Below are 26,859 nucleotides of genomic sequence, written 5' to 3'. Positions count from 1 at the left end.
GGACTTGTGTCGACCCGAACGACACGAGACCGCGCTCGATCCCGACGAGCGCGCCCCGACGAAAGATCTCTTCTTGCTCCGTTCCGATGTGAAACTCCTGCACGTCCATCGCGCCCGTCGCACCCTCGTCACCGCCGCCACGTGCGCCGGTCTCGCCCTGGGCCTCGTCGCCACGACCGGCCTCGCCGTCGCCGCGCCCCTCTCGCTGCCCGACGCCTCGGCATCCTCGTTCTCGACGCCCGGAACGGCCGTACCCGTTTCGAGCGCTCCCACACTGGATGCCGTGACCACCGGCGCCGCGGAAGCCGAGACCGACGCCACCTCGGCGCTCGATCGCGCCGACGCGGTGCGCGCCGATGTCGCGGCCACCGGTCTTCCCCTGTCGATCGGCGACGCCACCATCGACACGGCGGCCCTCGAAGACGCCGTCGACCGTCTCGGTTCCACCGATCTGCTGCCGGTGCTGCTGGTCCCCGCCCTCAGCCAGAACGCCCAGAGCGAGGTGGAGCGCGTGACGGCCCGCGTCGACGAGGTGCAGTCCAGCCTCGACAAGGCCAAAGCCGACAAGGCGGCCGCAGACGCCGCTGCCGAGGCGCAGCGTCAGGCCGAGGCCGCGGCCGCCGCGGAGGCGCAGCGCCAGGCGGATGCCGCCGCCGCCCTGGCCCGCGTGAACACTCCGGAGGGGGCCAAGGCCTACGCCGCGCAACTCATGAGCGAGAAGTACGGCTGGGGGAGCGACCAGTTCTCGTGCCTGTCGTCGCTGTGGACCAAGGAGTCCGGCTGGAACTACCAGGCCTACAACAACGACGGTGGGGCGACCGGAATCCCGCAGGCCCTTCCGGGCAGCAAGATGGCGAGCTTCGGCGACGACTGGCAGACCAACGCGGCGACGCAGATCGCCTGGGGCCTCGACTACATCTCCCGCGGCTACGGCACACCCTGCAGCGCGTGGGGTCACTCGCAGGCCGTCAACTGGTACTGAGAATTCCCTCCGCACTCGCCCGCGATCCTCGTCAGCGATATATCGTTATGTATCGCTGACTCAGATCGGGTCCGCGCGAAGGAGGTCGTCATGAGTGGTTCATTCCTAGGAGACGCGTTCGGCGGACGCGGTGGCAACAACACCCCCGGCTGGCCGATGTCCAACATCCTCGAGGGTCTCGAGCAGCTGCGCACGCAGTTCGAGCAGAAGACCGGGTCGACGCCCCGCATGAACAAGGGCGACGTGCGCTCCGCCGTGCTCTCGCTCCTGCTCGAGCAGCCGATGCACGGTTATCAGATCATCCGCGAGATCGAGGACCGCAGCGGCGGATCGTGGAAGCCCAGCCCCGGCTCGGTGTATCCCACGCTGCAGCTGCTCACCGACGAGGGCCTCGTGCAGGCCGAGGAGTCGAACGGTCGCAAGACATACTCGCTCACCGCAGAGGGCCGTGCGGCCGCGGGAGACGAGACCACCGAACGCAGCGCCCCGTGGGAATCCGCGGGTTCGCGCGACAGCGGGCGCATGACGGCCCTGCCCAAGGCCGGTGTCGAGCTCGCCCAGGCGGCCGCCCAGGTCGCGCGAACCGGCAACAAGGAGCAGGTGCAGCAGGCGGTCGAGATCCTCGACGAGGCTCGCCGTAAGCTCTACTCGATCCTCGCCCAGGGCTGAGGTTGATCGAGCTCGACGTGCGCCGCGCGTCCGTCGGCATCCAGGAGAACCGATGACCGACGACGCCCTCATGAAGGCCCGCTACCGGCGGATCACGCGCTTCGCGGCGCGCTACCTGGTGCAGGCCTGGTGGTACGAGCTCTTCCTGCCGCGGTTTGGCCTCGGGTGGATATCCGCCCGAGGCCGAACCCGCCGGTTGCAGCGCATCGCCCGCCGCTTCCACGTGCTGGCCGTCGACCTCGGCGGGCTGATGATCAAGGTCGGGCAGTTCATGTCGTCGCGCCTCGACGTGCTCCCACCGGTCATCACGAAAGAACTCGAGGGGCTCCAAGACGAGGTCCCCGCGGTCCCGTTCGCCCAGATGCGCGCCCGCGCCGAACGGGAGCTCGGGATGCCGCTGGAGCGCGCTTTCGTGAGCGTCGACGAGCGCCCCCTCGCCGCCGCGTCGCTGGGTCAGGCGCATCGCGCGACCCTCACCGACGAGCTGGCCGCCGAGACGGGCTTGCGCGCCGTCGTGCTCAAGATCCAGCGCCCCGATATCGACCGTATCGTCGACGTCGATCTGCGTGCGCTGCGCAAAGTGGGGGTGTGGCTGAGCAAGGTCGCGCTCGTGCGCGACCGTGTCGACATGCCCGCGCTCGTGGAGGAGTTCGCCGTCACGAGCCTGGAAGAGATCGACTACCTCCACGAGGCCGCGAACTCCGAGCGGTTCGCGGCCGATTTCGGAGGAGAGGGCGGTGTCGCCGTCCCCGAGGTGGTGTGGGAGCGCACCACCCGCCGCGTGCTGACGCTCGAAGACGTCAGCGCCATCAAGATCACCGACGTCGAGGCGCTCCGCGCCGCCGGCATCGATCCGTCCGAGGTGGCCGCGCGCTTCGCGCAGGTGATGTTCGACCAGCTCTTCGACGACGGCTTCTTCCACGCCGACCCGCACCCCGGCAACGTCTTCGTCACTCCGCTCGCATCTGCGGATGCCACGACCCCGGCCTGGCGGTTCACCTTCATCGACTTCGGCATGATGGGCGACGTGCCGCCGGGCCTCCGGCGGGGTCTGCGTCGCGTGCTCATCGCCGCGGCCTCGCGCGACGGGAAAGGCCTCGTCGACGGCATCCGCGATGTCGGGGTGCTGCTGCCCTCGGCCGACACCATCCAGCTCGAGCGCGCGATGACGCAGCTGTTCGCACGCTTCGGCGGCATGGGGTTCGCCGAGCTGCAAGAGGTCGATCCGCGCGAGTTCCGGGCCTTCGCGATCGAGTTCGGCGACGTCGTGCGTTCCTTGCCGTTCCAGCTGCCCGAGAACTTCCTGCTCATCGTCCGCGCGATGTCGCTGACGAGCGGAATGTGCAGCGCGCTCGACCCGGCCTTCAACATCTGGGATGCCGTCGAGCCTTACGCCCAGCGTCTGATCCGTGAAGAGAGCGGCAACACCGTCCAGGCCCTGGCCCGCGAGGTCGGGGCCGTCGCGGCCGTGACCGCGCGTCTGCCGCGTCGCGCCGATAACCTCATCTCGCGGCTCGAAGAGGGCTCGCTCTCGGTCGAGACGCCCCGCATCGAGCGTCGGCTGCGCGACCTCGAGCGGATGATCCGCCGCGTGGTCTCCGCGGTGCTGTTCGCGGGGCTGCTGGTCGGGGGAGTGCTGCTGCAGACCGAGCAGGCGGTGCTGGGCACGATCCTCATGGTCGTCTCGCTCGGTCCGCTCTCGCACGCGCTGCTCGCCGGCGTCATCGCGCGGCGCAACGGCGCCTGACGGCACCGGCGAGTCTCCGCAGCCTCGCGGTCACTGTTCGGCCGCAGACCCGTGCCCGACGAGGGGCGCTGTGCGCGCGGTCGTCGACCGGGCCTTACCCCGGGACGCGTCGTGAGAGACGTCGTTCGGCGTGTGGCGGCGACGGTCGCCGCCCGGGTGGCGGAGGTGATCCGCGAGGGCGATCATCCCGCCGATCGCGAGAAGGCCGGAGACGAGCAGCAGGGCGAGCATGGGCCCCGCCGCCGGCTGCCCGCCCGGTGTCGGTGAGGAGAACAAGGTGTAGTAGACCACGAGCGCCGCGGCCATCCCCACGGCCGAGCCGGATCGCTGGGAGAACTGGATCAGAGACCCGGCGACGCTCGAGCGGTGCTCGGGGGCGAACTGCAGCGTACGTGCCTGATTCGCCGGAGCGGCAGCGCCGGCTCCGAAGGAGCTCAGGCTCAGGAGCGCGACGACGACGACGGGGAGAGCGGCAGCCGGCACGAAGCCGAACGCGAGTCCGATCGCCGCGAGGGTCACCGCGCTGACGCCGATGCCGATCGCTATCAACGGGCCGTCCGTCGCGCCCGGGCGCGAGGCGACCCACGCGCCGAGGAGGCTGGCGACCGTGGTGGGCAGCATCCACAGCGCGGTCTCCAGCGGGGACAGGCCCGCCACCTGCTGGAGCGCGATCGTGACGATCAGGGTGCCACCCGTGGCTGCCGCGTGCATGAAGCCCGAGACGGCGACACCCGCACCGAAGTGGGGGAGAGCGAACAGCCGGGGGTCGATCAGTGGCTCGCGGCCTCGCCGCACCACGTGCCGCTCGTACAGCATGAATGCGCCCAGCACGACGACCCCGGCGGCGGTGATCGCGTACGGCCAGGGCGTTGCGGGAAGCGCGCCCGACGACGCCGACAGCGGCGCGATGGCTGCCACGACGCCGAGGCCGAGGAGGAGGGCGCCGACGGCGTCGAAACCCGCCCGCCGCGCCGACGGCGGTTCGACGATCATCGTCGCCGCCACGGGCACGACGACGAGACCGGCCACCACCGTGACCACGAAGAGGAGCCGCCAGCCGAGCGCGTCTCCGGCGAGGTTCATGATGACGCCGGCGAGCACGGGCGCGCCCAGGGAGGTGACCGTGAGAACGGCGGCGAGGGTCGCCAGAGGCCGCGCGCGCTCGGATGCCGGGTACATGCGCTGGATGATGCCGAGCACTTGCGGCATCAGCAGTCCGGCGCCCACGCCCTCGACGATGCGTCCCGCGACGAGGAGCTCCGCTGTGGGAGCCGCCGCACACGCGATGCTGGCGACGACGAAGATCGAGGCGCCCACCAGGAAGACCGTGCGTCGTCGCAGCACGTCACCGATGCGGCCGGCGGGGACGAGTGTCACCGCGTACGCGAGCGTGTAGCCCACGAGCATGAGCTGCACGGTCGCGGGGTCGCCGCCCATGTCCTCCTGGATCGCCGGCAGGGCGATGCCGAGCTTGGAGACGTCGAGAATCGTCAGCGCGGCCGCGGCGACGAGGACGACGAAGACGCGTCGACGTCTCGCGGAGGAGAGGGGCGCCGACATCGGCGGTGCGGACACTCTGACCTCCGTGACGGAAACACTGAAGAAACATGCAGACTCTATAACAGAATTGGACTATCAAACCACAGTACTCGATTGGGGATGCCATGACCTCGCGCACCGCGCTGATCATGATCGACATGCAGAACATGTACCTGCAGCAGGAGCGGCGCAGCGCTCTCGGGTGGCCGCCCATCTGGGAGTTCGACCGGGTGGTCGCCGAGTGCGCGGCTCTTCTCGCGGCGGCGCGCGACGCCGGAGTGCCGGTGATCTACACGCGGCAGACCTCCCGGGTCGACGGTGCCGACATGACGCCCAGCATGCGGAGACTGCTCCGTGACGCTCCCGCGGACGAATCGCCGATCGGGGCCGAAGAGGAGTGGGGCTCCGCGATCCTGGATGCCGTGGCTCCCGCCCCGGGCGACATCGTCATGGAGAAGCATCGCTGGGACGCGTTCTTCCAGACCGACCTCGATCAGATCCTGCGCAACCTCGACGTCACGCGACTCATCGTCGCGGGCCTGCAGACCAACGTCTGCGTCGAGACCACCTCGCGCACCGGGATGATGAAGAATTTCGACGTCGCCGTCCCCGAGGACGCCGTCTCGACCGATGGGGAGGCGTTGCATCGCGCCGCCCTGGACTCCCTGCGCGTGCTGTATGTCGAGGTCGCGCCGTGGCGGGAGTTGCTCGCGCCGGACGCCGCGTGGGAGCGCCGCTTCACCACGCCCGGCTACGGGCGTCAGCCCGCCGACATGGCGACGATCGTCGGCCGGTAGACGGGCGGTCGTGTCGGAGCGTCAGATCTTCGCGGGGATGGCGCCCGTCAGCAGCTCGGGCACGGGCGATACGGGGTCGTGCAGCATCGTCCGGAGCTCCTCGAGCCAGTCGAGCATGAGGTCCGTCTGGCGCAGCCACAGCGTGTACAGGGCGCGGCGGCTGCGCCACACGGGGCTGTCGGGGTCTTCTCGCTCCTCGTCCCACGAGAGCAGGAGGTGACGGAGGCTGAACTGGCGTTGCCGTTGGAACGTCACTTCGGCGTCGAGCAGATAGTCCGCATCGGCGGGGTCGAGCACCCAGAGGTTGAGCAGTCGCAGCGCTGCATCGTCGCGGATGCCATGATCCGGCTGATCATGCAGGAGCCACCTGCGGAGTTCATCGAGGCCGCTGTCGTTGATGACGTAGCTCGTCCGACCGCGTTCGGTGCGCTCGGTGATGTCGATCAGTCCGAGCTTCTCCATCTTCGCCAGCTCCGAATACACCTGTGACGGGCTCGCATGCCAGGCGCGGTCGTTGACGTCGTTGAAGCTGGCGTTGAGGTCGTACCCGGTCCGAGGTCGCCCCCGAGACAATGCTGCCAGGATCGCGTGCCGCAGGGCCATCTCTGTCCTTTCGTCGGCGGGATGGACGCGAGACGCGTCGTTCAGACGTGTCGATGCTAACGGCGTCCCCGTGGTGTCGAGCGGTGCTCGACTCTTTCATCGCCAAGAAACCCGGGCGAAACACGGCTTCCCTAATAATTCCAATTATGGACTACAAAGCCATAGCGCAAAATCGCCTCATGCGGCTCGTTGCGGGACGACTCGCCATGACAGTGATCACCGCGTTGTTCATCGCGATCGTGGTGTTCTTCGCGATCAGAGCGATCCCGGGGGACCCTGCCCTGGCGATCCTCGGCACCGACAGCACACCCGAAGAGCGCGATCGTCTGCGCGTCGTCATGGGGCTCGACCAGCCGCTGCCCGTCCAATTCGCGATCTGGCTCGGTCATCTCCTCTCCGGCGATCTCGGCTATTCCTACAGCCAGGGACGCCCCGTCGCGGACATCATCGGACCGGCATTGCAGAACACGCTGCTTCTCGGTGCGACGGCGAGTGTCATCGCCATCCTCCTCGCGTTGGCGATGGGCAACCTGGCGACCTCCCGCTGGCGCGGGGTGCGCCGAGGTATGGACGGCCTCGAGGCGCTCTTCCTCTCCGCGCCGCAGTACACGGTCGCCCTGCTGCTGCTCATCGTGTTCGCCGTGCTGGTGCCGATCTTCCCCGCCGGGGGAGTCAGCACGCGCGGCGACGGCTCGCCCGCTGACGTCCTCACCCACCTGGCTCTGCCGGCTCTGGCCCTGGCACTGGCGCCAGGGGCGCAGATGGCACGTTCGCTCAAGACCTCGATCTCGACCCTCTCCGCTTCCGAACTGCTCCCCACTCTTCGAGCGCGGGGCCTGGCCCCCTGGCGGATCGCCGTGCACACGCACCACAACGCCCTTCCGCCGATGATCACCGTGCTCGGGATCCAGGTGGGCACGATGCTGGGCGGCGCGCTCTTCGTCGAGCAGATCTTCAGCATCCCGGGGCTGGGGGCCCTGGTCGTGCAGTCGGTCGGGCTCCGCGACTACACCCTCGTCCAAGCGGTCGCCCTGCTGATCGCCGTCATCTTCGCCGTCGTCCTCCTTCTCGCGGACGTCGTCAACGCCCTGCTCGACCCACGGATCAGAAAGGGACGCGCGTGACCTCCGTTCTCCCACCCCGACAGTTGCCGGTCGAGGCGGCGCCGCGCTTCCGGCGCCGATCGCTCTGGCGGCGGATGCCGCTGCGCAGCCGTATCGCACTCGCCATCGTCATCGCACTCGCCGCGCTCGCCGCCGCGGCTCCGCTGCTGCCGATCGCCGATCCCCTCACGGGCGAGCTCTCGCGCCGCCTGCTGCCGCTGTTCACCGACGGGCACGTCCTCGGCACCGATACGCAGGGCCGCGACATGCTCAGCCGCCTGCTCTCCGGCATCCGGACCTCTCTCGTGGCGGGCGTCGTCCCGATCGTGATCGCCACCGTCCTCGGACTCGCGATCGGCACCATCGCCGGCCTGGCGAACAAGACCGTCAACACCGTCCTCATGCGCGGGGTCGACCTTCTGTTCGCGTTCCCCGGTGTGCTGCTCGCTCTCCTGCTGGCGATCTCGCTCGGAGTCGGATTGGGCACCTTGATCCTGGCCTTGACCCTCGTGTGGATCGCGCCGGTGGCACGGATCGCCGAGACAGAGGTGGCGCGGGTGCGAGACCTCGACTTCGTCACCGCGGCGCGATCGAGCGGAGCATCGGATGCCACGATCCTCGTGCGTCAGATCATTCCGGTCGCGCTGCCTGCCGTCCTCGCGTACTCCACGTCACTCGTGGGCGCGAACGTGGCAATCGCCGGCGGTCTCGGCTTCATCGGTCTGGGCGTGCCGTCACCGCAGCCCGAACTGGGCTCGATCCTGTTCGAGATGCAGGCCGCCATCTACACCGACATCGCCCTGGCCCTGGAGCCCGTCGTCGTCATCCTCGCGCTGTCGATGCTGTTCCCCCTGATCGGCGACGGACTCCGCGACGCGATCGCCGGGAAGGGAGCTCTGTCATGAGTGCGATGACACCGCACGTGCCGGCAGGAGGTCTGGCGGCATCCGTACCCCTCGTCCTCGATGCGAGCGACATCCGCGTGTCCTTCCCCCGGCCCGGCAAGGCTGCATCGACGGTCATCGACGGAATCGGGCTCGGTCTCGAGCGCGGGCAGGTCACGGTCCTGCTGGGGGAGTCCGGCAGCGGGAAGACCGTCTTCGCCCGAGCGATCACGGGACTCGCGCCCGCGAGTGCTACGGTGACGGGAACGGCCCTCTTCGACGGCGTCGACCTGGTCACCGGATCGCGCGCCACGTTGAGGGCCCTGCACGGCCAGCGGATCGGCGTCGTGCCGCAGGATCCGAACGCCGCGCTGGACCCGATGCGGCGGATCGGCTCGCAGATGATCGAGACGCTGCGCCAGCACCGGCAGGTCTCCTCGACGGCGGAGGCGAAGCGGCGCGCCGTCGAGCTGCTGGAACAGGTTCAGATCCGCGATCCCCACCGCGTCATCCGGTGCTACCCGCACGAAGTGTCGGGCGGAATGCGTCAGAGGATCGCGATCGCGATCGCCATCAGCTGCGGGCCGGAGCTCATCGTCGCGGACGAGCCGTCGAGCGCGCTCGACGCGTCGGTGGGGGCGCACGTCGTGGCCCTTCTCGACGGTCTCCGGGAGCATCTGCACACGGCGATCCTCTTCATCACGCACGACATCGGCATCGCGGCGCGCATCGCGTCGCAGCCGCACGATCGTGTCGCCGTCATGCTCGGCGGACAGATCGTCGAACTCGGCTTCGCCCCGTCCGTTCTCGTGGCGCCTCGTCACGCATACACCCGTGCGCTGCTGGCTGCGGAGCCGTCCGTCGAGGTGCCGCGCGGCCAGCTGGCCGTGGTGCCCGAGTCGGTGCGATCTCGTCGGGAGTGGGGACCCCTCGTCGACGTAGCCCCGGGCCATGCGGTCGCCGCAGAAAGTGAGCTCCTGTCGTGAACACCATTCTCGAAGGTCGCGGCATCGTCAAGACGTTCGGTGACTTCACCGCCCTCCACGGCATCGATCTGCGTCTCGAACCCGGGCGTACCCTCGGCGTGGTCGGAGAGTCGGGCAGCGGGAAGTCGACGCTCGGACGCATCGTCATGCGGTTGATGAAGCCCGACGCGGGAACAGTGCTGCTCGGCGGACGCGACCTGTTCGCCCTCAGCAGGTCGCAACTGCGTCGGGCGCGGCGCGACTTCCAGCTCGTGCCTCAGGATCCCCGCAACGCGTTGAACCCCACGGCCACCGTGGGGGAGAGCATGATGTTCCAGCTCGCGGCGCAGGGAGTGGCTCGCCGGGAGTGGCGGACGCGCATCGACGACCTCCTGCAGACGGTCAGCCTGTCGGGCGATTACGCCCACGCCTACCCGCACGAGCTGTCCGGCGGGCAGGCGCAGCGCGTCGCGATCGCCCGGGCCATCGCCGGTCGGCCCCGGCTCCTGGTCTGCGATGAGGCCGTCTCCGCCCTCGACAAGTCGGTCCAGGCACAGGTGCTCAACACCTTCGCCGAGCTGCAGTCGGGGCTCGGCGTCGCCCTGTTCTTCATCACCCACGATCTCGCCGTCGTCGAACACATCGCCGACGACCTCCTCGTCCTGAACCGCGGCCGCGCGGTGGAGGAGGGCCCCACCGTCGACGTGCTCCGTGCGCCGTCGGATCCGTACACCCGAGAGCTTCTGGCGGCGCGGCACCCGATCCCCGCCGCCTGAAGGCACCACACCCCACATCACCCGCCCGGCCGCGTTGTCACGTGGCTTCCACCCACAGGAGAACCATGCGATCCCTCACCTCCCCACCGCGTCGGGCGCTGCTCGGCGCCGCCGTCGCTCTCGCTGCGGCGCTCACCTTGTCGGCGTGCTCAGGCAGCACGACGCCGTCGGCCGACGACGATCAGACGCTCGTCGTCGGCTCCCAGATGGCGTCCTTCCCGAGTCTGGACACCGGGGCCATCACGACCGCCGGCTATGAGGGGCAGCGGTTGATCGGAAACCTCATCTACGAGGGCCTCACCAAACGCGACGTGTCCGACCCCAATGCCCCGGCCGGCGTCGCCCCCGCGCTCGCCTCCTCGTGGGAGATCTCCGATGACGGCCTCACCTACACCTTCGCTCTTCAAGAGGGCGTGACCTTCCATGACGGGACCGCATGGAACGCCGATGCCCTCATCTTCAACATCGACCGCTACATGAATGAGAACGATCCGAACTACGACCCGGTGCTCATCACCTACTACACGGTGCTGAACTTCGTCGACTCGGTCGAGAAGGTCGACGACATGACGGTGACGTTCACGCTGAACCAGCCGTTCGCGTTCTTCCTCGCCGACCTGTACAACGTCTACTTCGCCAGCCCCGCCTCGCTCGAGGAGTCGGGCTCCGCCGGCCAGGCGACCCACCCCGTCGGAACCGGACCCTTCCGATTCGACGAGCTGCAGCAGAACCAGTCGATCTCGTTCGTGCGAAACGACGACTACTGGGGTCGCGTCCCCACGCTCGACCGTCTCACGGTCGAACTCATCCCCGACCCGTCGGCGCGCACGGCGGCGCTGCGTTCGGGACGCGTGGATTGGATCGAGGCGGCCCAGCCCGATGATCTCGCCAGTCTCGAGTCGGCCGGATTCGTCGCCACCGGCAACGCCTTCGACTGGGAGTGGTCGTGGCAGCTCATGACGGGCGAGAAGCCCTTCGACGACATCCGGGTCCGTCAGGCGATGAACTATGCGATCGATCGGGATGCCATCGCCGACGACCTGCTGCACGGAACGGCCGTTCCTGCGCACCAGATGTTCGCCGGCGCGAGCCTGTACTACACCGCCGACGATGACCTGTACGACTACGACCCCACGAAGGCGAAGGCTCTGCTCGCCGAGGCGGGGTACCCCGACGGCGTGGCGGTCAAGGTCGGCTACATCACCGCGGGGTCGGGCTCGATGCAGGCCAAGGCCATGAACGAAGCCCTGCAGACGCAGCTCTCGGCCGTGGGCATCGACGTCACTCTCGAGCCGGTCGACTTCTCCGGCATGTACGCCAAGCTCGGCGCGGGCGACACCGGCTGGCAGGCGGCCAACCAAGCGTTCAGCCTGGAGCAGCCCTCGAGCTGGAAGGGCTTCTGGTTCGGGTGCGAGGGGAACTTCTTCGGCTACTGCAACCCCGAGGCAGAGGCGCTCTACGATCAGGCGCTGGTCACGGTCGACGACACGGAGCGCGCTGCGCTGCTGACCCAGGTCGGCCACCTGGTCACCCAGGACGCTGCATGGCTCTTCGTGGTCAATGACACGGCCCCCCGCGCGATGTCTGCAGCCGTGACCGGCTTCGAGCAGCCGAAGAGCTGGTGGATCGACTTCACGGGCATCTCGATGAAGCGCTGACCCGCGGCGCCCTCTCGTTCCCGGATGCCACGAAGCCCCGGACACCGCGGAGGTGTCCGGGGCTTCGTACGGGTTTCAGTACCAGCCGGTCGACTGCGAGTGCCCCCACGCGCCGCACGGGTCGCCGTAGCGGCCCGAGATGTAGCCGAGGCCCCACGAGATCTGCGTCGCCGCGTTGGTCTGCCAATCCGCACCGGCCGACGACATCTTGCTGCCGGGGAGGGCCTGCGGGATGCCGAAGGCACCGCTCGAGGAGTTGTAGGCCTGGTAGTTCCAGCCCGACTCCTTGTTCCACAGCGATTCGAGGCACGAGAACTGGTCGTCGCCCCAGCCGCGGCTGGACAGCATGCCGCGAGCGGTGGCCTTGGCGCCGGCGGGGCTGTTGTCGCCCGAACCGCCGCCGGTGGCGAACGGCGCGGACGACCCGCCCCCGCTCGACGAAGACGATGACGTCGACGAGGCGCTCCGCTGCGCCGCGGCCTCCTCTTCAGCGGCCTTCGCGGCAGCGGCGGCGGCAGCCTCGGCTTCCTGGCGGGCCTTCTCGGCGGCTTCTTCCTCCGCCTTCTTCGCGATGGCGGCGTCGAGGCTTCCGCGCAATTCGGCCACGCGCTGGTCGACCGCCGAGGTCGCGGCCGTCACGTCGTCGGCGAGTCCGGGAAGGAAGGTCGCGGGCAGCACCGATGCGGACTGCAGGCGTTCGGCGGCGTGTTCCAGCGCGTCGGTGTCGATCGTGGCGGGTTGGCCGATGTCGAGACCGGATGCCGCGATGTCGGCCTGCACGGCAGAGGCCGCCTGTAGCGACGTCGCGGCCGTCGACTGCGCCGTGTGCGCTTCGGCGACCTCCGGGCCGCGGGGAGCGGCCAGGGCGATCGGGGTGGTCGCCGATGCGAGCGAGAAGGTCGCCGACGAGAGGTCGGCGGGCGAGGCGGTGGCGGCCGGCACGGTGCCGGTCAGGGTCGCAGCCGCGACCGCTCCGACAACGAGCGCGCCGACGGTCGCGGCGGGGCGGCGACGGGTGCGGCGGGCCGCGAGGCGGCGGTCGCGACGATTGGAGGGGGGCGTCGAAGCAGAGCGCATAAAACCGGTTCCACGTGAGGGGGGGACGGCGCGGGTGTCACCGTCCGACCCGCGTTCGGCGGGCACAAGACGGGGAGCCTGGCATGCGATTCTGGATGCCACCTGGGCGCGCGTGCTGTGGATGGCTCTGCAAAAGCGCCGGTCCCGGGCGAATCGGCGGGGTGACACGGGAGGCGGTGCGACGCCGTATGACGAGCTTTCCGTATCGCGCCGGACGGGGATGGCTCGGTGGGTTAGACTGAGATGTCACACGTGGGCCTGCTCGATTCCGATCGGTCCCGTGACATCGCACGATCAATCCGCTTCGCTTCGACTCGTGGCATCCGTTCGCCCTCCGGCGGGCGGCTGCGCGATGGCCCCGGTCCACTGGACCGAGGGGCGCAGGAGTCGGAGCCCGACACCACACCCAACTAGGACAACCCACTACATGACTACCGCAACGACCGCTCCCGCTATCAAGCAGGTCGCGATCAACGACATCGGCTCGGCCGAGGACTTCCTCGCCGCTGTCGAGAAGACCCTGAAGTTCTTCAACGACGGCGACCTCATCGAGGGCACCGTCGTGAAGATCGACCGCGACGAGGTGCTCCTCGACGTCGGTTACAAGACCGAGGGTGTCATCCCCTCGCGCGAGCTTTCGATCAAGCACGACGTCGACCCCAATGAGGTCGTCAACGTCGGCGATCACGTCGAAGCCCTCGTTCTCCAGAAGGAGGACAAGGAAGGTCGCCTCATCCTGTCCAAGAAGCGCGCGCAGTACGAGCGTGCGTGGGGCGATGTCGAGAAGATCAAGGAGAACGACGGTGTCGTCACCGGTTCCGTGATCGAGGTCGTCAAGGGTGGTCTCATCGTCGACATCGGCCTCCGCGGCTTCCTCCCGGCATCGCTCATCGAGCTGCGCCGCGTCCGCGACCTCACGCCGTACCTCGGCCAGGAGATCGAGGCCAAGATCCTCGAGCTCGACAAGAACCGCAACAACGTCGTGCTCTCGCGCCGCGCCCTGCTCGAGCAGACGCAGTCCGAGTCGCGCACCACGTTCCTCAACAACCTGCACAAGGGCCAGGTCCGCAAGGGCACGGTCTCGTCGATCGTCAACTTCGGTGCGTTCGTCGACCTGGGCGGCGTCGACGGTCTCGTGCACGTCTCCGAGCTCTCCTGGAAGCACATCGAGCACGCCTCCGAGGTCGTCGAGGTGGGCCAGGAGGTCACCGTCGAGATCCTCGAGGTCGACCTCGATCGCGAGCGCGTGTCGCTCTCGCTCAAGGCGACGCAGGAAGACCCGTGGCAGGTGTTCGCCCGTACCCACGCGATCGGCCAGATCGCTCCGGGCAAGGTCACCAAGCTCGTTCCGTTCGGTGCGTTCGTCCGCGTGGCCGACGGTATCGAGGGCCTCGTGCACATCTCCGAGCTGTCCGGCAAGCACGTCGAGCTCGCCGAGCAGGTCGTGTCGGTCGGCGAAGAGGTCTTCGTCAAGATCATCGACATCGACCTGGAGCGTCGCCGCATCTCGCTGTCGCTCAAGCAGGCCAACGAGTCGGTCGACCCCAACGGCACCGAGTTCGACCCGGCGCTGTACGGCATGGCCACCGAGTACGACGAGCGTGGCGAGTACAAGTACCCCGAGGGCTTCGACCCCGAGTCGGGTGCCTGGCTCGAGGGCTTCGACGCCCAGCGCGAGCAGTGGGAGCAGGAGTACGCCGCTGCCCAGGGTCGCTGGGAGGCGCACAAGGCTGCCGTCACCAAGGCCCTCGAGGCCGAGGCCGCCAACCCGACGGACACCGGTTCGTTCGGTGGATCGTTCTCGTCGGAGTCGCCCGCGCAGGGAACCCTCGCCGACGACGAGTCGCTGGCTGCGCTTCGCGAGAAGCTCTCCGGTCGCTGACGCGTCCTGCACTGAAGGCCGGTACCTCCTCGGGGGTGCCGGCCTTCGGTCGTTCTCGCGCAAGCCCTGGCCCGTGGCCGACGTCGTGGGGGAGGATCGACGCATGGCAAACCGACTTCCGCTTCTGATCACCCTCGCCGGCGTCGCCGTGCTCTTCCTCTCGATCGTGTTCGTGTTCGCGCTGGTCATCGGCGCGATGTTCTTCGGCGGCATCGAATTCACCGGGGGACACACGGATGCCGCGGCGGCGCTGACATCGATCCCGTCGCTCGTGTGACCCTGCGGCGCCGCAGGCCCCGTGCGGGCCGAACCTGCGTCAGCCCCGATTTTTCGCGGTTTCGGGGTGCGACACGCCCGGCCGGCGCCGCGGATTGGACGAGTGGGCGGGATCCGCGTAAGTTATTACTTGTTCGCCCCACAGGGGAGAGCGGAGCGGCCGGAAGGCCCCGCGTCCTCTCAAGTGGTGAGCCGCCCCGAGACCTGCGCTGGATGGTGTAGAGTTTCGGTTCTGGTCATTCGACCGGTTTTCACGACGTTGATCTTTTTATAGGTCCCACGGTGAGAGCCAGAAGGTTCGAGTGGTCTCGTATTGAAGTGAACTGCCTCATGGGTTGGTCGAGATGACTGTTTCTGTGGGTGCGTCCGTTCCTTGAGAACTCAACAGCGTGCACTTGTCAAATGCCAATTTATTCCTCGTTGGTCTTCGGACTGCGAGAAATTCCTTTGGATCAAAGACCAGCCCTTTTGGGGGTTGGCGATGGATAGTCAGCAATGATTTATCTCTTTGGTCAGTTTCAAACTCGCGGCGGCATCGTTTTCCCGGTGTTGTTTGCATTTTTTCTTTTACGGAGAGTTTGATCCTGGCTCAGGATGAACGCTGGCGGCGTGCTTAACACATGCAAGTCGAACGGTGAAGCCAAGCTTGCTTGGTGGATCAGTGGCGAACGGGTGAGTAACACGTGAGCAACCTGCCCTGGACTCTGGGATAAGCGCTGGAAACGGTGTCTAATACTGGATATGAGGCGTGATCGCATGGTCATGTTTGGAAAGATTTTTCGGTCTGGGATGGGCTCGCGGCCTATCAGCACTTGTTGGTGAGGTAATGGCTCACCAAGGCGTCGACGGGTAGCCGGCCTGAGAGGGTGACCGGCCACACTGGGACTGAGACACGGCCCAGACTCCTACGGGAGGCAGCAGTGGGGAATATTGCACAATGGGCGGAAGCCTGATGCAGCAACGCCGCGTGAGGGATGACGGCCTTCGGGTTGTAAACCTCTTTTAGCAGGGAAGAAGCGTGAGTGACGGTACCTGCAGAAAAAGCGCCGGCTAACTACGTGCCAGCAGCCGCGGTAATACGTAGGGCGCAAGCGTTATCCGGAATTATTGGGCGTAAAGAGCTCGTAGGCGGTTTGTCGCGTCTGCTGTGAAATCCCGAGGCTCAACCTCGGGCCTGCAGTGGGTACGGGCAGACTAGAGTGCGGTAGGGGAGATTGGAATTCCTGGTGTAGCGGTGGAATGCGCAGATATCAGGAGGAACACCGATGGCGAAGGCAGATCTCTGGGCCGTAACTGACGCTGAGGAGCGAAAGGGTGGGGAGCAAACAGGCTTAGATACCCTGGTAGTCCACCCCGTAAACGTTGGGAACTAGTTGTGGGGACCATTCCACGGTTTCCGTGACGCAGCTAACGCATTAAGTTCCCCGCCTGGGGAGTACGGCCGCAAGGCTAAAACTCAAAGGAATTGACGGGGACCCGCACAAGCGGCGGAGCATGCGGATTAATTCGATGCAACGCGAAGAACCTTACCAAGGCTTGACATACACCAGAACACCGTAGAAATACGGGACTCTTTGGACACTGGTGAACAGGTGGTGCATGGTTGTCGTCAGCTCGTGTCGTGAGATGTTGGGTTAAGTCCCGCAACGAGCGCAACCCTCGTTCTATGTTGCCAGCACGTAATGGTGGGAACTCATGGGATACTGCCGGGGTCAACTCGGAGGAAGGTGGGGATGACGTCAAATCATCATGCCCCTTATGTCTTGGGCTTCACGCATGCTACAATGGCCGGTACAAAGGGCTGCAATACCGTGAGGTGGAGCGAATCCCAAAAAGCCGGTCCCAGTTCGGATTGAGGTCTGCAACTCGACCTCATGAAGTCGGAGTCGCTAGTAATCGCAGATCAGCAACGCTGCGGTGAATACGTTCCCGGGTCTTGTACACACCGCCCGTCAAGTCATGAAAGTCGGTAACACCTGAAGCCGGTGGCCTAACCCTTGTGGAGGGAGCCGTCGAAGGTGGGATCGGTAATTAGGACTAAGTCGTAACAAGGTAGCCGTACCGGAAGGTGCGGCTGGATCACCTCCTTTCTAAGGAGCATCTGGCGTCACAGTCTGTGGGTTGTGGTGTCCAGGCGCCAGGTCGGGACCGAATGTGTCTCGCTGGTTAGCTCATGGGTGGAACATTTGACGAGGCCTCATTGGTGGGGGTTTCTGCTGAGTACATCACTTCGGTGGTCGGAAAGGTGGGGGCTCTCGGTGGTGGGGCATGCACGCTGTTGGGTCCTGAGGGGCCGGGCGCTGATCGCGCTAGTCGGAAGGCTGGTGGTGGTTGGTGTGTGTTCCTCTGGGCCTCTTTTGTGCCTGCCGGTTGGTGGGTGTGGAGGGGGTTCCGCCCGTACTTTGAGAACTACACAGTGGACGCGAGCATCTTCCATGCAACTCTTCGGGGTTGTGTGGTGAAGATGATCTTAAAGATCATTAGTCAATTTTTTGACGATTCAACTCATGTGATTTCAAGTCTTTAAGAGCAAACGGTGGATGCCTTGGCATCTGGAGCCGAAGAAGGACGTAGCAATCTGCGATAAGCCTCGGGGAACTGATAAGCGAGTTTTGATCCGAGGGTGTCCGAATGGGGAAACCCCGCCAGGGCGCGTGCGTACCTGGTGACTCCCGCCTGAATATATAGGGCGGGTAGAGGGAACGTGGGGAAGTGAAACATCTCAGTACCCACAGGAAGAGAAAGCAACAGCGATTCCGTGAGTAGTGGCGAGCGAAACCGGATCAGGCTAAACCTTATGCGTGTGATACCCGGCAGGGGTTGCGTGTGGGGGGTTGTGGGACTTTTCGGATTGTTCTGCCGAGCAGTCGACGTGACAAGAGGGTATAGACGAACGGTTTTGAATGGCCGGTCATAGAGGGTGCGAACCCCGTAGTCGAAATGCTTGTTCTTGGCGTGAAGAGTATCCCAAGTAGCACGGGGCCCGAGAAATCCCGTGTGAATCTGTCAGGACCACCTGATAAGCCTAAATACTCCCAGATGACCGATAGCGGACAAGTACCGTGAGGGAAAGGTGAAAAGTACCCCGGGAGGGGAGTGAAATAGTACCTGAAACCGTTTGCTTACAAACCGTTGGAGCCTCCTTAGTAGGGGTGACAGCGTGCCTTTTGAAGAATGAGCCTGCGAGTTAGCGATACGTGGCGAGGTTAACCCGTGTGGGGTAGCCGTAGCGAAAGCGAGTCTGAATAGGGCAATTCAGTCGCGTGTCCTAGACCCGAAGCGAAGTGATCTATCCATGGCCAGGTTGAAGCGACGGTAAGACGTCGTGGAGGACCGAACCCACTTAGGTTGAAAACTGAGGGGATGAGCTGTGGATAGGGGTGAAAGGCCAATCAAACTTCGTGATAGCTGGTTCTCTCCGAAATGCATTTAGGTGCAGCGTTGCGTGTTTCTTGCCGGAGGTAGAGCTACTGGATGGCCGATGGGCCCTACAAGGTTACTGACGTCAGCCAAACTCCGAATGCCGGTAAGTGAGAGCGCAGCAGTGAGACTGTGGGGGATAAGCTTCATAGTCGAGAGGGAAACAACCCAGACCACCAACTAAGGTCCCTAAGCGCGTGCTAAGTGGGAAAGGATGTGGAGTTGCTTTGACAACCAGGAGGTTGGCTTAGAAGCAGCCACCCTTGAAAGAGTGCGTAATAGCTCACTGGTCAAGTGATTCCGCGCCGACAATGTAACGGGGCTCAAGCACGCCACCGAAGTTGTGGCATTGACATTTTTGGTAGGCCTTCGTGGTCCAGCCGTGTTGATGGGTAGGAGAGCGTCGTGTGGCGAGTGAAGCGGCGGGGTGACCCAGCCGTGGACGCTACACGAGTGAGAATGCAGGCATGAGTAGCGAAAGACGTGTGAGAAACACGTCCTCCGAAAGACCAAGGGTTCCAGGGTCAAGCTAATCTTCCCTGGGTAAGTCGGGACCTAAGGCGAGGCCGACAGGCGTAGTCGATGGACAACGGGTTGATATTCCCGTACCGGCGAAGAACCGCCCCAGTCAATCCAGTGGTGCTAAGAGTCCTAGCTCGGAATGTTCCGGATCCCTTCGGGGTGATGGTCGTCCGTGTGAACGCTCGACCCCATGCTGGTGCGGCTAGCGTATTAACAGGTGTGACGCAGGAAGGTAGCCCAAGCCAGGCGATGGTTGTCCTGGTGCAAGTGCGTAGGCCGACTCTTAGGCAAATCCGGGAGTCATGCAGGCTGAGACACGATGCGGATAAAAAGTGGGTGATCCTATGCTGCCGAGAAAAGCATCGACGCGAGGTTCAAGCCGCCCGTACCCCAAACCGACTCAGGTGGTCAGGTAGAGAATACCAAGGAGATCGAGAGAATCGTGGTTAAGGAACTCGGCAAAATGCCCCCGTAACTTCGGGAGAAGGGGGGCCATCCACTTATTAGGACTTGCTCCGAAAGGGTGTGGTGGCCGCAGAGACTAGTGGGTAGCGACTGTTTACTAAAAACACAGGTCCGTGCCAAGTCGCAAGACGATGTATACGGACTGACGCCTGCCCGGTGCTGGAAGGTTAAGAGGACCGGTTAGCCGCAAGGCGAAGCTGAGAATTTAAGCCCCAGTAAACGGCGGTGGTAACTATAACCATCCTAAGGTAGCGAAATTCCTTGTCGGGTAAGTTCCGACCTGCACGAATGGCGTAACGACTTCCCAACTGTCTCAACCGCGAACTCGGCGAAATTGCATTACGAGTAAAGATGCTCGTTACGCGCAGCAGGACGGAAAGACCCCGTGACCTTTACTACAGCTTGGTATTGGTGTTCGGTGTGGCTTGTGTAGGATAGGTGGGAGACGGTGAAGCATTCACGCCAGTGAGTGTGGAGTCATTGTTGAAATACCACTCTGGTCACTCTGGATATCTAACTTAGGACCGTGATCCGGTTCAGGGACAGTGCCTGGTGGGTAGTTTAACTGGGGCGGTTGCCTCCCAAAATGTAACGGAGGCGCCCAAAGGTTCCCTCAACCTGGTTGGCAATCAGGTGGCGAGTGTAAGTGCACAAGGGAGCTTGACTGTGAGACTGACAGGTCGAGCAGGGACGAAAGTCGGGACTAGTGATCCGGCAGTGGCTTGTGGAAGCGCTGTCGCTCAACGGATAAAAGGTACCTCGGGGATAACAGGCTGATCTTGCCCAAGAGTCCATATCGACGGCATGGTTTGGCACCTCGATGTCGGCTCGTCGCATCCTGGGGCTGGAGTAGGTCCCAAGGGTTGGGCTGTTCGCCCATTAAAGCGGTACGCGAGCTGGGTTTAGAACGTCGTGAGACAGTTCGGTCCCTATCCGCTGCGCGCGTAGGAAGTTTGAGAGGATCTGACCCTAGTACGAGAGGACCGGGTTGGACGAACCTCTGGTGTGTCAGTTGTTCCGCCAGGAGCACCGCTGATTAGCTACGTTCGGGATGGATAACCGCTGAAAGCATCTAAGCGGGAAGCCGGCCTCAAGATGAGACTTCCATGCCCCTTGTGGGTGAGAGGCTCCCAGCCAGACTACTGGGTTGATAGGCCGGATGTGGAAGCGTAGTAATACGTGAAGCTGACCGGTACTAATAAGCCGATGACTTGATAACACACCTGTTTTTGGTGCTTGCGTCCACTGAGTGGTTCTCGATGTACGGTCGAGAACAACAACAATGAAACAATCGTTGTTGGTTTACGAACACATCAATAGTGTTTCGGCGGCCATAGCGAGAGGGAAACGCCCGGTCACATTCCGAACCCGGAAGCTAAGCCTCTCAGCGCCGATGGTACTGCAGGGGGGACCCTGTGGGAGAGTAGGACACCGCCGGACTTCCTTTAACGAAATGGCCACCCAACGCTGGGTGGCCATTTCGCATTTACGCACCCCTTTTCCCGGGCGCGCACACGACCACAGCACCGGCACGCACCCCCCCCACCACCACTCCAGGGGACACGCGCCGGCGCTTTGTCATACCCCGCTCACACCGCGGGTCGCGCATGAGCGTGTGACGGCACTACGCTGACGGCACCGACGGGAAGGATGCGGCGATGCGATTCAGCCATCTCGGGGAAGAGCCCCGCATTCACCCCGATGCGGTCATCGCGCCGACGGCCGTCATCAGTGGGGATGTGACGGTGGGGGCGGGCTGTCAGGTGCTTCATGGGGCGGTTCTGACGGCGGAGGGGAGTCGGATCGTTCTCGGTGAGAACACGATCGTGATGGAGAACGCACTCGTGCGGGCGAGCTCGACCCACGCGGTGCACGTCGGCCCTCACACGCTGATCGGTCCGATGGCGAGTGTCGCCGGCGCCGACATCGGTGAGGAGGTCTTCCTCGCCACCGGCACACGGGTGTTCAACGGGGCCGACGTGGGGGACCGCTGCGAAGTGCGGATCAACGCTGTCGTGCACCTTCGAACGGTCCTTCCCGCGGGAACCGTCGTTCCGATCTCCTGGGTCGCCGTGGGAGACCCGCTGCAGATCCTCCCGCCCGACCGTCACGAAGAGATCTGGGCGGCGCAGAGGGAACTGGACTTCCCCGGCTATGTGTTCGGGCTCGACCGGGAGACCCCTGATCTCATGGTGCAACTCACCGCACGTTACGGACGCAGCCTGTCGCGTCATTCGGCGGATCGCCGACTCGATTGACGGCCAGCGCAAACCCTCTGCCAACGCACGACGCGCCGGCCACCGAAGGGTGCCGACGCGTCGCGATCGAAGCTGTCGCTCAGCCGGTGTTCTGCAGACCCGCTGCGACTCCGCTGACAGACAGCAGCAAGAGCCGCTGGTGTTCGGCATCCGGTGTCTCGGACTCGGTCGCGGCGTCGCGGAGGGCGCGCAGGGCCCTCAACTGCAGCAGCGAGAGCGCGTCGACGTAGGGGCTGCGCATCTTCACGGCGCGCTGAAGCACGGGCTTGTTCTCGAGCAGATCGCCGCCCGTGATCCGCTCCACCCATGAGCGGGTGAGGAGCATCTCATCCATCACGAGCTGCGCGAGGTCACGACGGTCGCCGAGCGCGAGATAACGACGCGCGATCCGCTCGTCGGCCTTGGCCAGGCTCATCGCCACGTTGTCGATCATGGTGCGGAACAGCGGCCACTGTTCGTACGCCTCGCGGAGGCGGTGCTCATCGCCGACGGCGTCCAGTGCGGTGCCGAGACCGAACCAACCGGCGAGGTTGATCCGCGCCTGGGTCCACGAGAACACCCACGGGATCGCACGAAGATCTTCGAGCGACTCGACCGACAGACCGCGGCGTGCGGGGCGCGAACCCAGCGCGAGGTGTCCGAGCTCCTCCATGGGCGTGACCGTGGCGAACCACGGAGCGAAGCCGGGCGCCTTGACCAGGGCGAAGAAGCGCTCGCGGGAAGCGACGTCCATCGTTTCGGCGACGTCGGCGAAGGCCTCGGCGGCCCCGCGGTTGCGACGCTCGATCGAGGGGGAGGATGCGGTGAGCACGGCCGCTGCCACCTGGTCGATGTGCCGCATCGCGATGTCGGCGTCGCCGTAGCGGGCGAAGATGACCTCGCCCTGCTCGGTGAGCTTGAAGCGGCCGTCGACCGAATGCGGGGGCTGAGCGAGGATCGCCGAGTTGGCGGGTCCGCCGCCTCGTCCCAGGGCGCCGCCGCGGCCGTGGAACAGCGTGAGCTCGATGCCCTCCGTCTCGGCCCACGTCGAGATCTTCGCCTGCGCTTCGTAGAGCGCCAGGTTCGCGGCGACCGGTCCGACGTCTTTCGACGAGTCGGAGTAGCCGAGCATGACCTCGAGGCGGCGGCCGGTGGCATCCAGTCGGCTCACGAAGGAGGGGTGCGTGACGATCTCGGCGAGGATGCCGGGAGCCGCCTGAAGGTCGGCGAAGGTCTCGAACAGCGGGATGACGTCGAGGACGGGGAGCGCTTCGCCGGGACCCATCGCGTACGAGGCCAGCTCGTGCACGTTGGCCAGATCTTCGGCCGACTGCGTGAACGACACGATGTAGCGGCCGGCGGCGCGGGGGCCGAAACGTTCCTGCACGTACGCGATGGAGCGGAAGACCTCCAGCACCTCGTCGGTCTGCTCGCTGCGGGGGCCGCCGGCGCGCAGCTCGTCGAGCACCTTGCGGTGCACGGCCGAATGCTGACGCACCTCGAGCTCGGTGAGGTGGAAGCCGTAGGTCTCGACCTGCCACACCAGTCGCTGCAGGGCGCCGTAGGCCTGCCGCGCGGCGCCGGCGGCGACCAGCGAGTCCTGCACCGTGCGCAGGTCGGCGAGCAGATGCTCGGGATCGCGGTACGCCAAGTCGGCGTCGCGCGTGCGGGTCGCGGCGATCTTGCGCGCCAGCAGCAGCAGGATGCGGCGGTGCGGCTCCTCGGGGGAGCGCTCGGCGATCTCGGCGGCGGCGTCTTCGTCGGCGGCGCGCAGGCGGTTCCACAGCGCGACGAGGGCGTCGCTGGGCGGGGTGGTCTCGGCATCCAGGGTCAGACCCCGCCCGACGCGTTGCGTCGTGCGCTCCAGGCCCAGGAGCACGTGCTCGCTGGCGATGGCTGCGGCCTTGCGGGTGACCGAGGCCGTGACGAACGGGTTGCCGTCGCGGTCGCCGCCCACCCACGAGCCGACGCGCACGAACGGCTTCACGATCGGAGCGCGCGAACCCGCGTGCTCGCCCTGGAGGACGTCGTCGATGCGGCGGTACACCTGCGGGACCGCCGTGTACAGCGTCTCGTCGAAGACGGCCATGACCGAGCGCACCTCGTCGACGGGCGACGGCTTCTCACGGCGCAGGGGAGCGGTGCGCCAGAGCGTGTCGATCTCTTCGAGCATGCGGCGCTCGGTGCGCCGGCTCTCGGCGGCGTTCTCGCCCGCGGCGTCCCGCTCGCCGAGCAGCTCCGACAGGCGACGGATGCTCGTGGAGATGGCGCGGCGGCGGGCCTCGGTCGGGTGAGCGGTGAACACGGGATGGAAGCGCAGAGCCTGCAGGCGAGCGAGCGCCGTCTCTTCGCCGACCTCGCTGGACAGGCGCTCGAACGCGCTGGCGATGGTGTCGGGGATCCCGCTGCGGGAGGGGCGATCGCCACGCTCGCGCAGCACGCGGACGCGCTGATGCTCCTCGACGAGGTTGACCAGGTGGAAGTACGCCGTGAAGGCGCGCGCCACCTCGTCGGCGCGTTCGATCGACAGGCCATCGGCGATGGCCGCGGCGCGCTCGAACGCCTCGGGTGTCTCGTCTGTGTAGGCCTGGATCGTCGCGGAGCGCAGCCGCTCCACGTCTTCGTACAGTCCGGGGGAGCCGCTCTCTCGCAGCACGCGTCCGAGCAGCGAACCGAGCAGGCGCACGTCGGCACGCATCTGTTCGGGGAGCTCTTGGCCTGCTTCGAAGCGGCCCACGAGGTCGATGGCCTCGGTCGGGGTCAGTTCACGCACACGGCCAAGATTATCGGCGTCGCGTTGCGCGCACGTGACACGGGCACGCGGTGGTACGCGGCCGACGCCGGTGGAGAAGTGGTGCGGTGCTCGCCGCCTCTGCCCGTCGCCGGACAATCTGCGCGGGGGCGCCGGCGGTTCGACGCTATTTGCGCTTTAACGTGGCGACGGCGCGAATGTTTCCGATAGCGCGAGCGGCGCGCAGGGGACCTCGGGAATTCGCCCTCCGCGCACGAGACCCCGGGTATCGCGGACGACGCCGACGCCGAGCCGGCCGCCGCGGCGCGGATTCCCGGCATCCTGAATCGAGCATGGTTCGGCCCAAACGGCGCCCTGGTCGGGGAGGGCGGGGCATACTCGGGTCAGCGGGGCCCCGCGCCCGGTGGATGCCGGACACCGCAGCCCGCGGAAGGAGACGCCGTGAGCGAAGACGCCCTCCGAGACGCCGCCGCGACGATGCACGCGGTGCGTGAGCGCTGCGCGTGGACGCAGCGGATCGGCCATCGAGACCTCGTGCCCTATCTGCTCGAGGAGAGCGCCGAAGTCGTCGATGCGGTGGAGGCCGGCACCCGGGACGATCTGCGGGAGGAGCTCGGTGACCTGCTCTGGCAGGTGCTGTTCCACGCGGAGATCGCGGCGGGCGACCCCGTCGACCCGTTCGACATCGACGACGTCGCCCGCGGGTTGACCGAGAAGATGGTGCGGCGTCATCCGCACGTGTTCGCGGACGCCGTGGCATCCACCCCCGAGGAAGTGCTCGTGCACTGGAACGCCGCCAAGGCCGCCGAGAAACGTTCCCGCACGAGTGTGCTCGACGGGGTCAGCGACCACATGCCGTCGCTCGCGTTGGCGCAGAAGCTCCTGGCCAAGGCGGACCAGGTCGACGTCGCCGCTCCCGCGCACCGGCTTTCCGACCCGACGTCCGAGGCCGAGTTCGGCGATGCGCTGCTCGCCCTGGTGCAGCTCGGACGAACGCGAGGATGGGACGCCGAGCGTGCCCTGCGCGAGCGCCTGCGCGCCCTGCGCGCCGAGGTCCGCGCGGCGGAGGCGAGCCGCGCCGGCCCCGCGCCGAAGTGACGCGCGATCGCCGAGATCATCCCGGAGCGCGGCGCGCAGGACGTCATCTCGGCGATCGCGTGTCATCTCGACGACAGCGCCCCGCACGGGACCACCCGCCCGACCCTGGAACAATGGTGTCGTGGCATCCGTGAACCCGCCGCGCGGCATGCGCGACTTCCTCCCCGCAGACAAGGCCCGTCGCGAGCGCGTGCTCGCCGTCATCCGCGAGCGCTACCGTGCGCACGGCTTCGACGAGATCGAGACCCCGGTCATGGAGGACTACGACCGGCTCCACGCCGGCATCGGCGGCGACAACGAGAAGCTGTCGTTCAGCATCCTCAAGCGGGGGATGGATGCCGAGAGCATCCGTGCCGCGGCGGACGACCCGGCCGCTCTCGCCGACCTGGGCCTGCGCTACGACCTGACCGTGCCGCTCGCTCGCTTCTACGCGACCAACCGTGCGCAGCTGCCGACGGTGTTCCGTGCGATCCAGATAGCGCCGGTCTGGCGCGCGGAACGACCCCAGAAGGGGCGCTACCGGCAGTTCCTGCAGTGCGACATCGACATCATCGGCGATGCGTCCGCACGCGCCGAGGCCGAGTTGATGACCGCGAGCCTCGACGTGCTCGACGCCCTGGGACTCGAGGGCGGTTCGATCCGTGTCAACGACCGCCGCGTGCTCGACGCGATGCTCGACGTCTTCGGCTTCACTCCCGAGGAGCGACCCGGAGTGCTGATCACGATCGACAAGCTCGACAAGGTCGGCCCCTCGGGCGTGGTCGCCGAGCTGCGCGAGCGCGGGGCCGCCGCCGAGGCTGTCGATGCTCTCGCCGCCTACCTGGACCGTCCGGCGGGAACGCCGTCGTTCGACGACGCCGGCATCCGTGCGGCGCTGCCCACCGGCATCCCGGACGACGTCATCGCCCACCTCGTCGCCCTCGGCGAGACCGTCGCCGCCGCACGCGGCGCCGACGCGCCGCTCGTGTTCGACCCGTTCCTCGTGCGCGGCATGGGGTACTACACCGGCACGATCTTCGAGCTGGCCCACCCGAGCGTCGACTACTCGCTCGGCGGCGGCGGACGCTACGACGGCATGATCGGGCGTTTCCTCGGTCAGCAGGTGCCCGCGGTCGGGTTCTCGATCGGTTTCGAGCGGATCGTCGACCTGCTGCCCGACACCGCGGTCCAGGGCGAGCGCTCCGTGGTGCTCGTCCACGACCGCGACGTCCCCCTGGCGCACCTGCTGGCGCTGAAGAGCGGCCTCGTCGCCGACGGCGCGCGCGTTCGCGTCGAGCAACGCGCGAAGAACATGAAGGCGCTGCTGGAACGCTCGGCGGCCGACGGATACGGCGAATTCGCGACGGTGGGTGCCGACACCACTGCGGAGTCGCTGCAGTTCAAGCCGCTGTCGTGACCCGCACGCGT

Annotated in this window: 18 protein-coding genes and 3 rRNA genes; 17 read left to right on the top strand and 4 right to left on the bottom strand. The window is 66.3% G+C overall.

Annotated elements, in window-relative coordinates:
• The first annotated feature begins 73 nt into the window (after window positions 1-73).
• From QE410_RS09940 to QE410_RS09930, 3 genes are all read left to right on the top strand, one after another.
• A complete protein-coding gene (locus QE410_RS09940) occupies window positions 74-982 on the top strand; it encodes a phospholipase (RefSeq protein WP_307331187.1) in 909 nt (302 codons plus the stop codon).
• 90 nt (window positions 983-1,072) lie between these two features.
• Window positions 1,073-1,651: a PadR family transcriptional regulator gene (locus QE410_RS09935; protein ID WP_058232452.1), complete on the top strand. Its 579-nt coding sequence runs from the start codon at window positions 1,073-1,075 to the stop codon at window positions 1,649-1,651.
• A gap of 52 nt (window positions 1,652-1,703) precedes the next feature.
• On the top strand, window positions 1,704-3,398 hold the full coding sequence (locus QE410_RS09930; protein ID WP_307331184.1) for an AarF/ABC1/UbiB kinase family protein: 1,695 nt from the start codon (window positions 1,704-1,706) through the stop codon (window positions 3,396-3,398).
• A 30-nt stretch (window positions 3,399-3,428) separates the two neighbouring features.
• Here QE410_RS09930 and QE410_RS09925 read toward each other — a convergent pair whose 3' ends face one another.
• The gene (locus tag QE410_RS09925; RefSeq protein WP_307331182.1) at window positions 3,429-4,973 is read right to left on the bottom strand and encodes an MFS transporter; all 1,545 of its coding nucleotides are present in this window, start codon (window positions 4,971-4,973) and stop codon (window positions 3,429-3,431) included.
• Window positions 4,974-5,062: 89 nt separating this feature from the next.
• Here QE410_RS09925 and QE410_RS09920 point away from each other — a divergent pair, with 89 nt between their 5' ends.
• Window positions 5,063-5,734, top strand: a complete 672-nt coding sequence (locus tag QE410_RS09920; protein ID WP_307331179.1) for a cysteine hydrolase family protein — start codon at window positions 5,063-5,065, stop codon at window positions 5,732-5,734.
• Window positions 5,735-5,755: 21 nt separating this feature from the next.
• Here QE410_RS09920 and QE410_RS09915 read toward each other — a convergent pair whose 3' ends face one another.
• The gene (locus QE410_RS09915) at window positions 5,756-6,337 is read right to left on the bottom strand and encodes a PadR family transcriptional regulator (RefSeq protein ID WP_307331176.1); all 582 of its coding nucleotides are present in this window, start codon (window positions 6,335-6,337) and stop codon (window positions 5,756-5,758) included.
• Between QE410_RS09915 and QE410_RS09910 the strand changes: the two genes are divergently transcribed.
• The 5 genes from QE410_RS09910 to QE410_RS09890 all read left to right on the top strand — a co-directional run bounded on the left by QE410_RS09910 (window position 6,307) and on the right by QE410_RS09890 (window position 11,723).
• Window positions 6,307-7,461, top strand: coding sequence for an ABC transporter permease (locus QE410_RS09910; RefSeq protein WP_307331173.1), 1,155 nt, complete (start codon window positions 6,307-6,309; stop codon window positions 7,459-7,461). The two genes, QE410_RS09915 and QE410_RS09910, sit on opposite strands and share 31 nt — an antisense overlap.
• A complete protein-coding gene (locus tag QE410_RS09905) occupies window positions 7,458-8,345 on the top strand; it encodes an ABC transporter permease (protein WP_307331170.1) in 888 nt (295 codons plus the stop codon). The genes QE410_RS09910 and QE410_RS09905 overlap by 4 nt, the downstream gene beginning before the upstream one ends.
• On the top strand, window positions 8,342-9,310 hold the full coding sequence (locus QE410_RS09900; RefSeq protein WP_307331167.1) for an ABC transporter ATP-binding protein: 969 nt from the start codon (window positions 8,342-8,344) through the stop codon (window positions 9,308-9,310). The genes QE410_RS09905 and QE410_RS09900 overlap by 4 nt, the downstream gene beginning before the upstream one ends.
• Window positions 9,307-10,065, top strand: coding sequence for an ABC transporter ATP-binding protein (locus tag QE410_RS09895; RefSeq protein WP_307331164.1), 759 nt, complete (start codon window positions 9,307-9,309; stop codon window positions 10,063-10,065). The genes QE410_RS09900 and QE410_RS09895 overlap by 4 nt, the downstream gene beginning before the upstream one ends.
• 65 nt (window positions 10,066-10,130) lie before the next feature.
• Window positions 10,131-11,723, top strand: a complete 1,593-nt coding sequence (locus tag QE410_RS09890) for an ABC transporter substrate-binding protein (protein WP_307331161.1) — start codon at window positions 10,131-10,133, stop codon at window positions 11,721-11,723.
• Between the two features lie 75 nt (window positions 11,724-11,798).
• Here QE410_RS09890 and QE410_RS09885 read toward each other — a convergent pair whose 3' ends face one another.
• A complete protein-coding gene (locus QE410_RS09885; RefSeq protein WP_307331159.1) occupies window positions 11,799-12,800 on the bottom strand; it encodes a lytic transglycosylase domain-containing protein in 1,002 nt (333 codons plus the stop codon).
• 427 nt (window positions 12,801-13,227) lie between these two features.
• Between QE410_RS09885 and rpsA the strand changes: the two genes are divergently transcribed.
• The 6 genes from rpsA (at window position 13,228) to QE410_RS09855 (ending at window position 21,623) form a co-directional block, all read left to right on the top strand.
• Window positions 13,228-14,682, top strand: coding sequence for a 30S ribosomal protein S1 (gene rpsA, locus QE410_RS09880; protein WP_154921078.1), 1,455 nt, complete (start codon window positions 13,228-13,230; stop codon window positions 14,680-14,682).
• Window positions 14,683-14,785: 103 nt separating this feature from the next.
• On the top strand, window positions 14,786-14,959 hold the full coding sequence (locus tag QE410_RS09875) for a hypothetical protein (protein ID WP_307331155.1): 174 nt from the start codon (window positions 14,786-14,788) through the stop codon (window positions 14,957-14,959).
• A gap of 565 nt (window positions 14,960-15,524) precedes the next feature.
• A 16S ribosomal RNA gene (locus tag QE410_RS09870) occupies window positions 15,525-17,048 on the top strand.
• 423 nt (window positions 17,049-17,471) lie between these two features.
• Window positions 17,472-20,584 (top strand): 23S ribosomal RNA (locus tag QE410_RS09865).
• A gap of 104 nt (window positions 20,585-20,688) precedes the next feature.
• Window positions 20,689-20,805: ribosomal RNA gene (gene rrf / locus QE410_RS09860) — 5S ribosomal RNA — on the top strand.
• The 16S, 23S and 5S rRNA genes sit together here, the layout of an rRNA operon.
• A gap of 386 nt (window positions 20,806-21,191) precedes the next feature.
• On the top strand, window positions 21,192-21,623 hold the full coding sequence (locus QE410_RS09855) for a gamma carbonic anhydrase family protein (protein ID WP_307331153.1): 432 nt from the start codon (window positions 21,192-21,194) through the stop codon (window positions 21,621-21,623).
• Between the two features lie 79 nt (window positions 21,624-21,702).
• Here the strand turns inward: QE410_RS09855 and QE410_RS09850 are convergent, their stop codons facing one another.
• The gene (locus QE410_RS09850; RefSeq protein ID WP_307331150.1) at window positions 21,703-24,375 is read right to left on the bottom strand and encodes a phosphoenolpyruvate carboxylase; all 2,673 of its coding nucleotides are present in this window, start codon (window positions 24,373-24,375) and stop codon (window positions 21,703-21,705) included.
• Window positions 24,376-24,831: 456 nt separating this feature from the next.
• On the opposite strand from QE410_RS09850, the gene QE410_RS09845 reads away from it, so the two are divergent.
• Together QE410_RS09845 and hisS are read left to right on the top strand one after the other, a co-directional pair.
• Window positions 24,832-25,452, top strand: a complete 621-nt coding sequence (locus QE410_RS09845; RefSeq protein ID WP_307334460.1) for a MazG family protein — start codon at window positions 24,832-24,834, stop codon at window positions 25,450-25,452.
• A 148-nt stretch (window positions 25,453-25,600) separates the two neighbouring features.
• Window positions 25,601-26,848 (top strand): histidine--tRNA ligase, encoded by a 1,248-nt coding sequence (gene hisS / locus QE410_RS09840; protein ID WP_307334458.1) that lies wholly within the window; start codon window positions 25,601-25,603, stop codon window positions 26,846-26,848.
• The last annotated feature ends 11 nt before the right edge of the window (window positions 26,849-26,859 follow it).

Source organism: Microbacterium sp. SORGH_AS_1204 (genome assembly GCF_030818935.1).
Taxonomy (GTDB): Bacteria; Actinomycetota; Actinomycetes; order Actinomycetales; family Microbacteriaceae; genus Microbacterium.
Note: the sequence above shows the minus strand (reverse complement) of the source record. Positions and strands in the feature narration are given on the sequence as shown.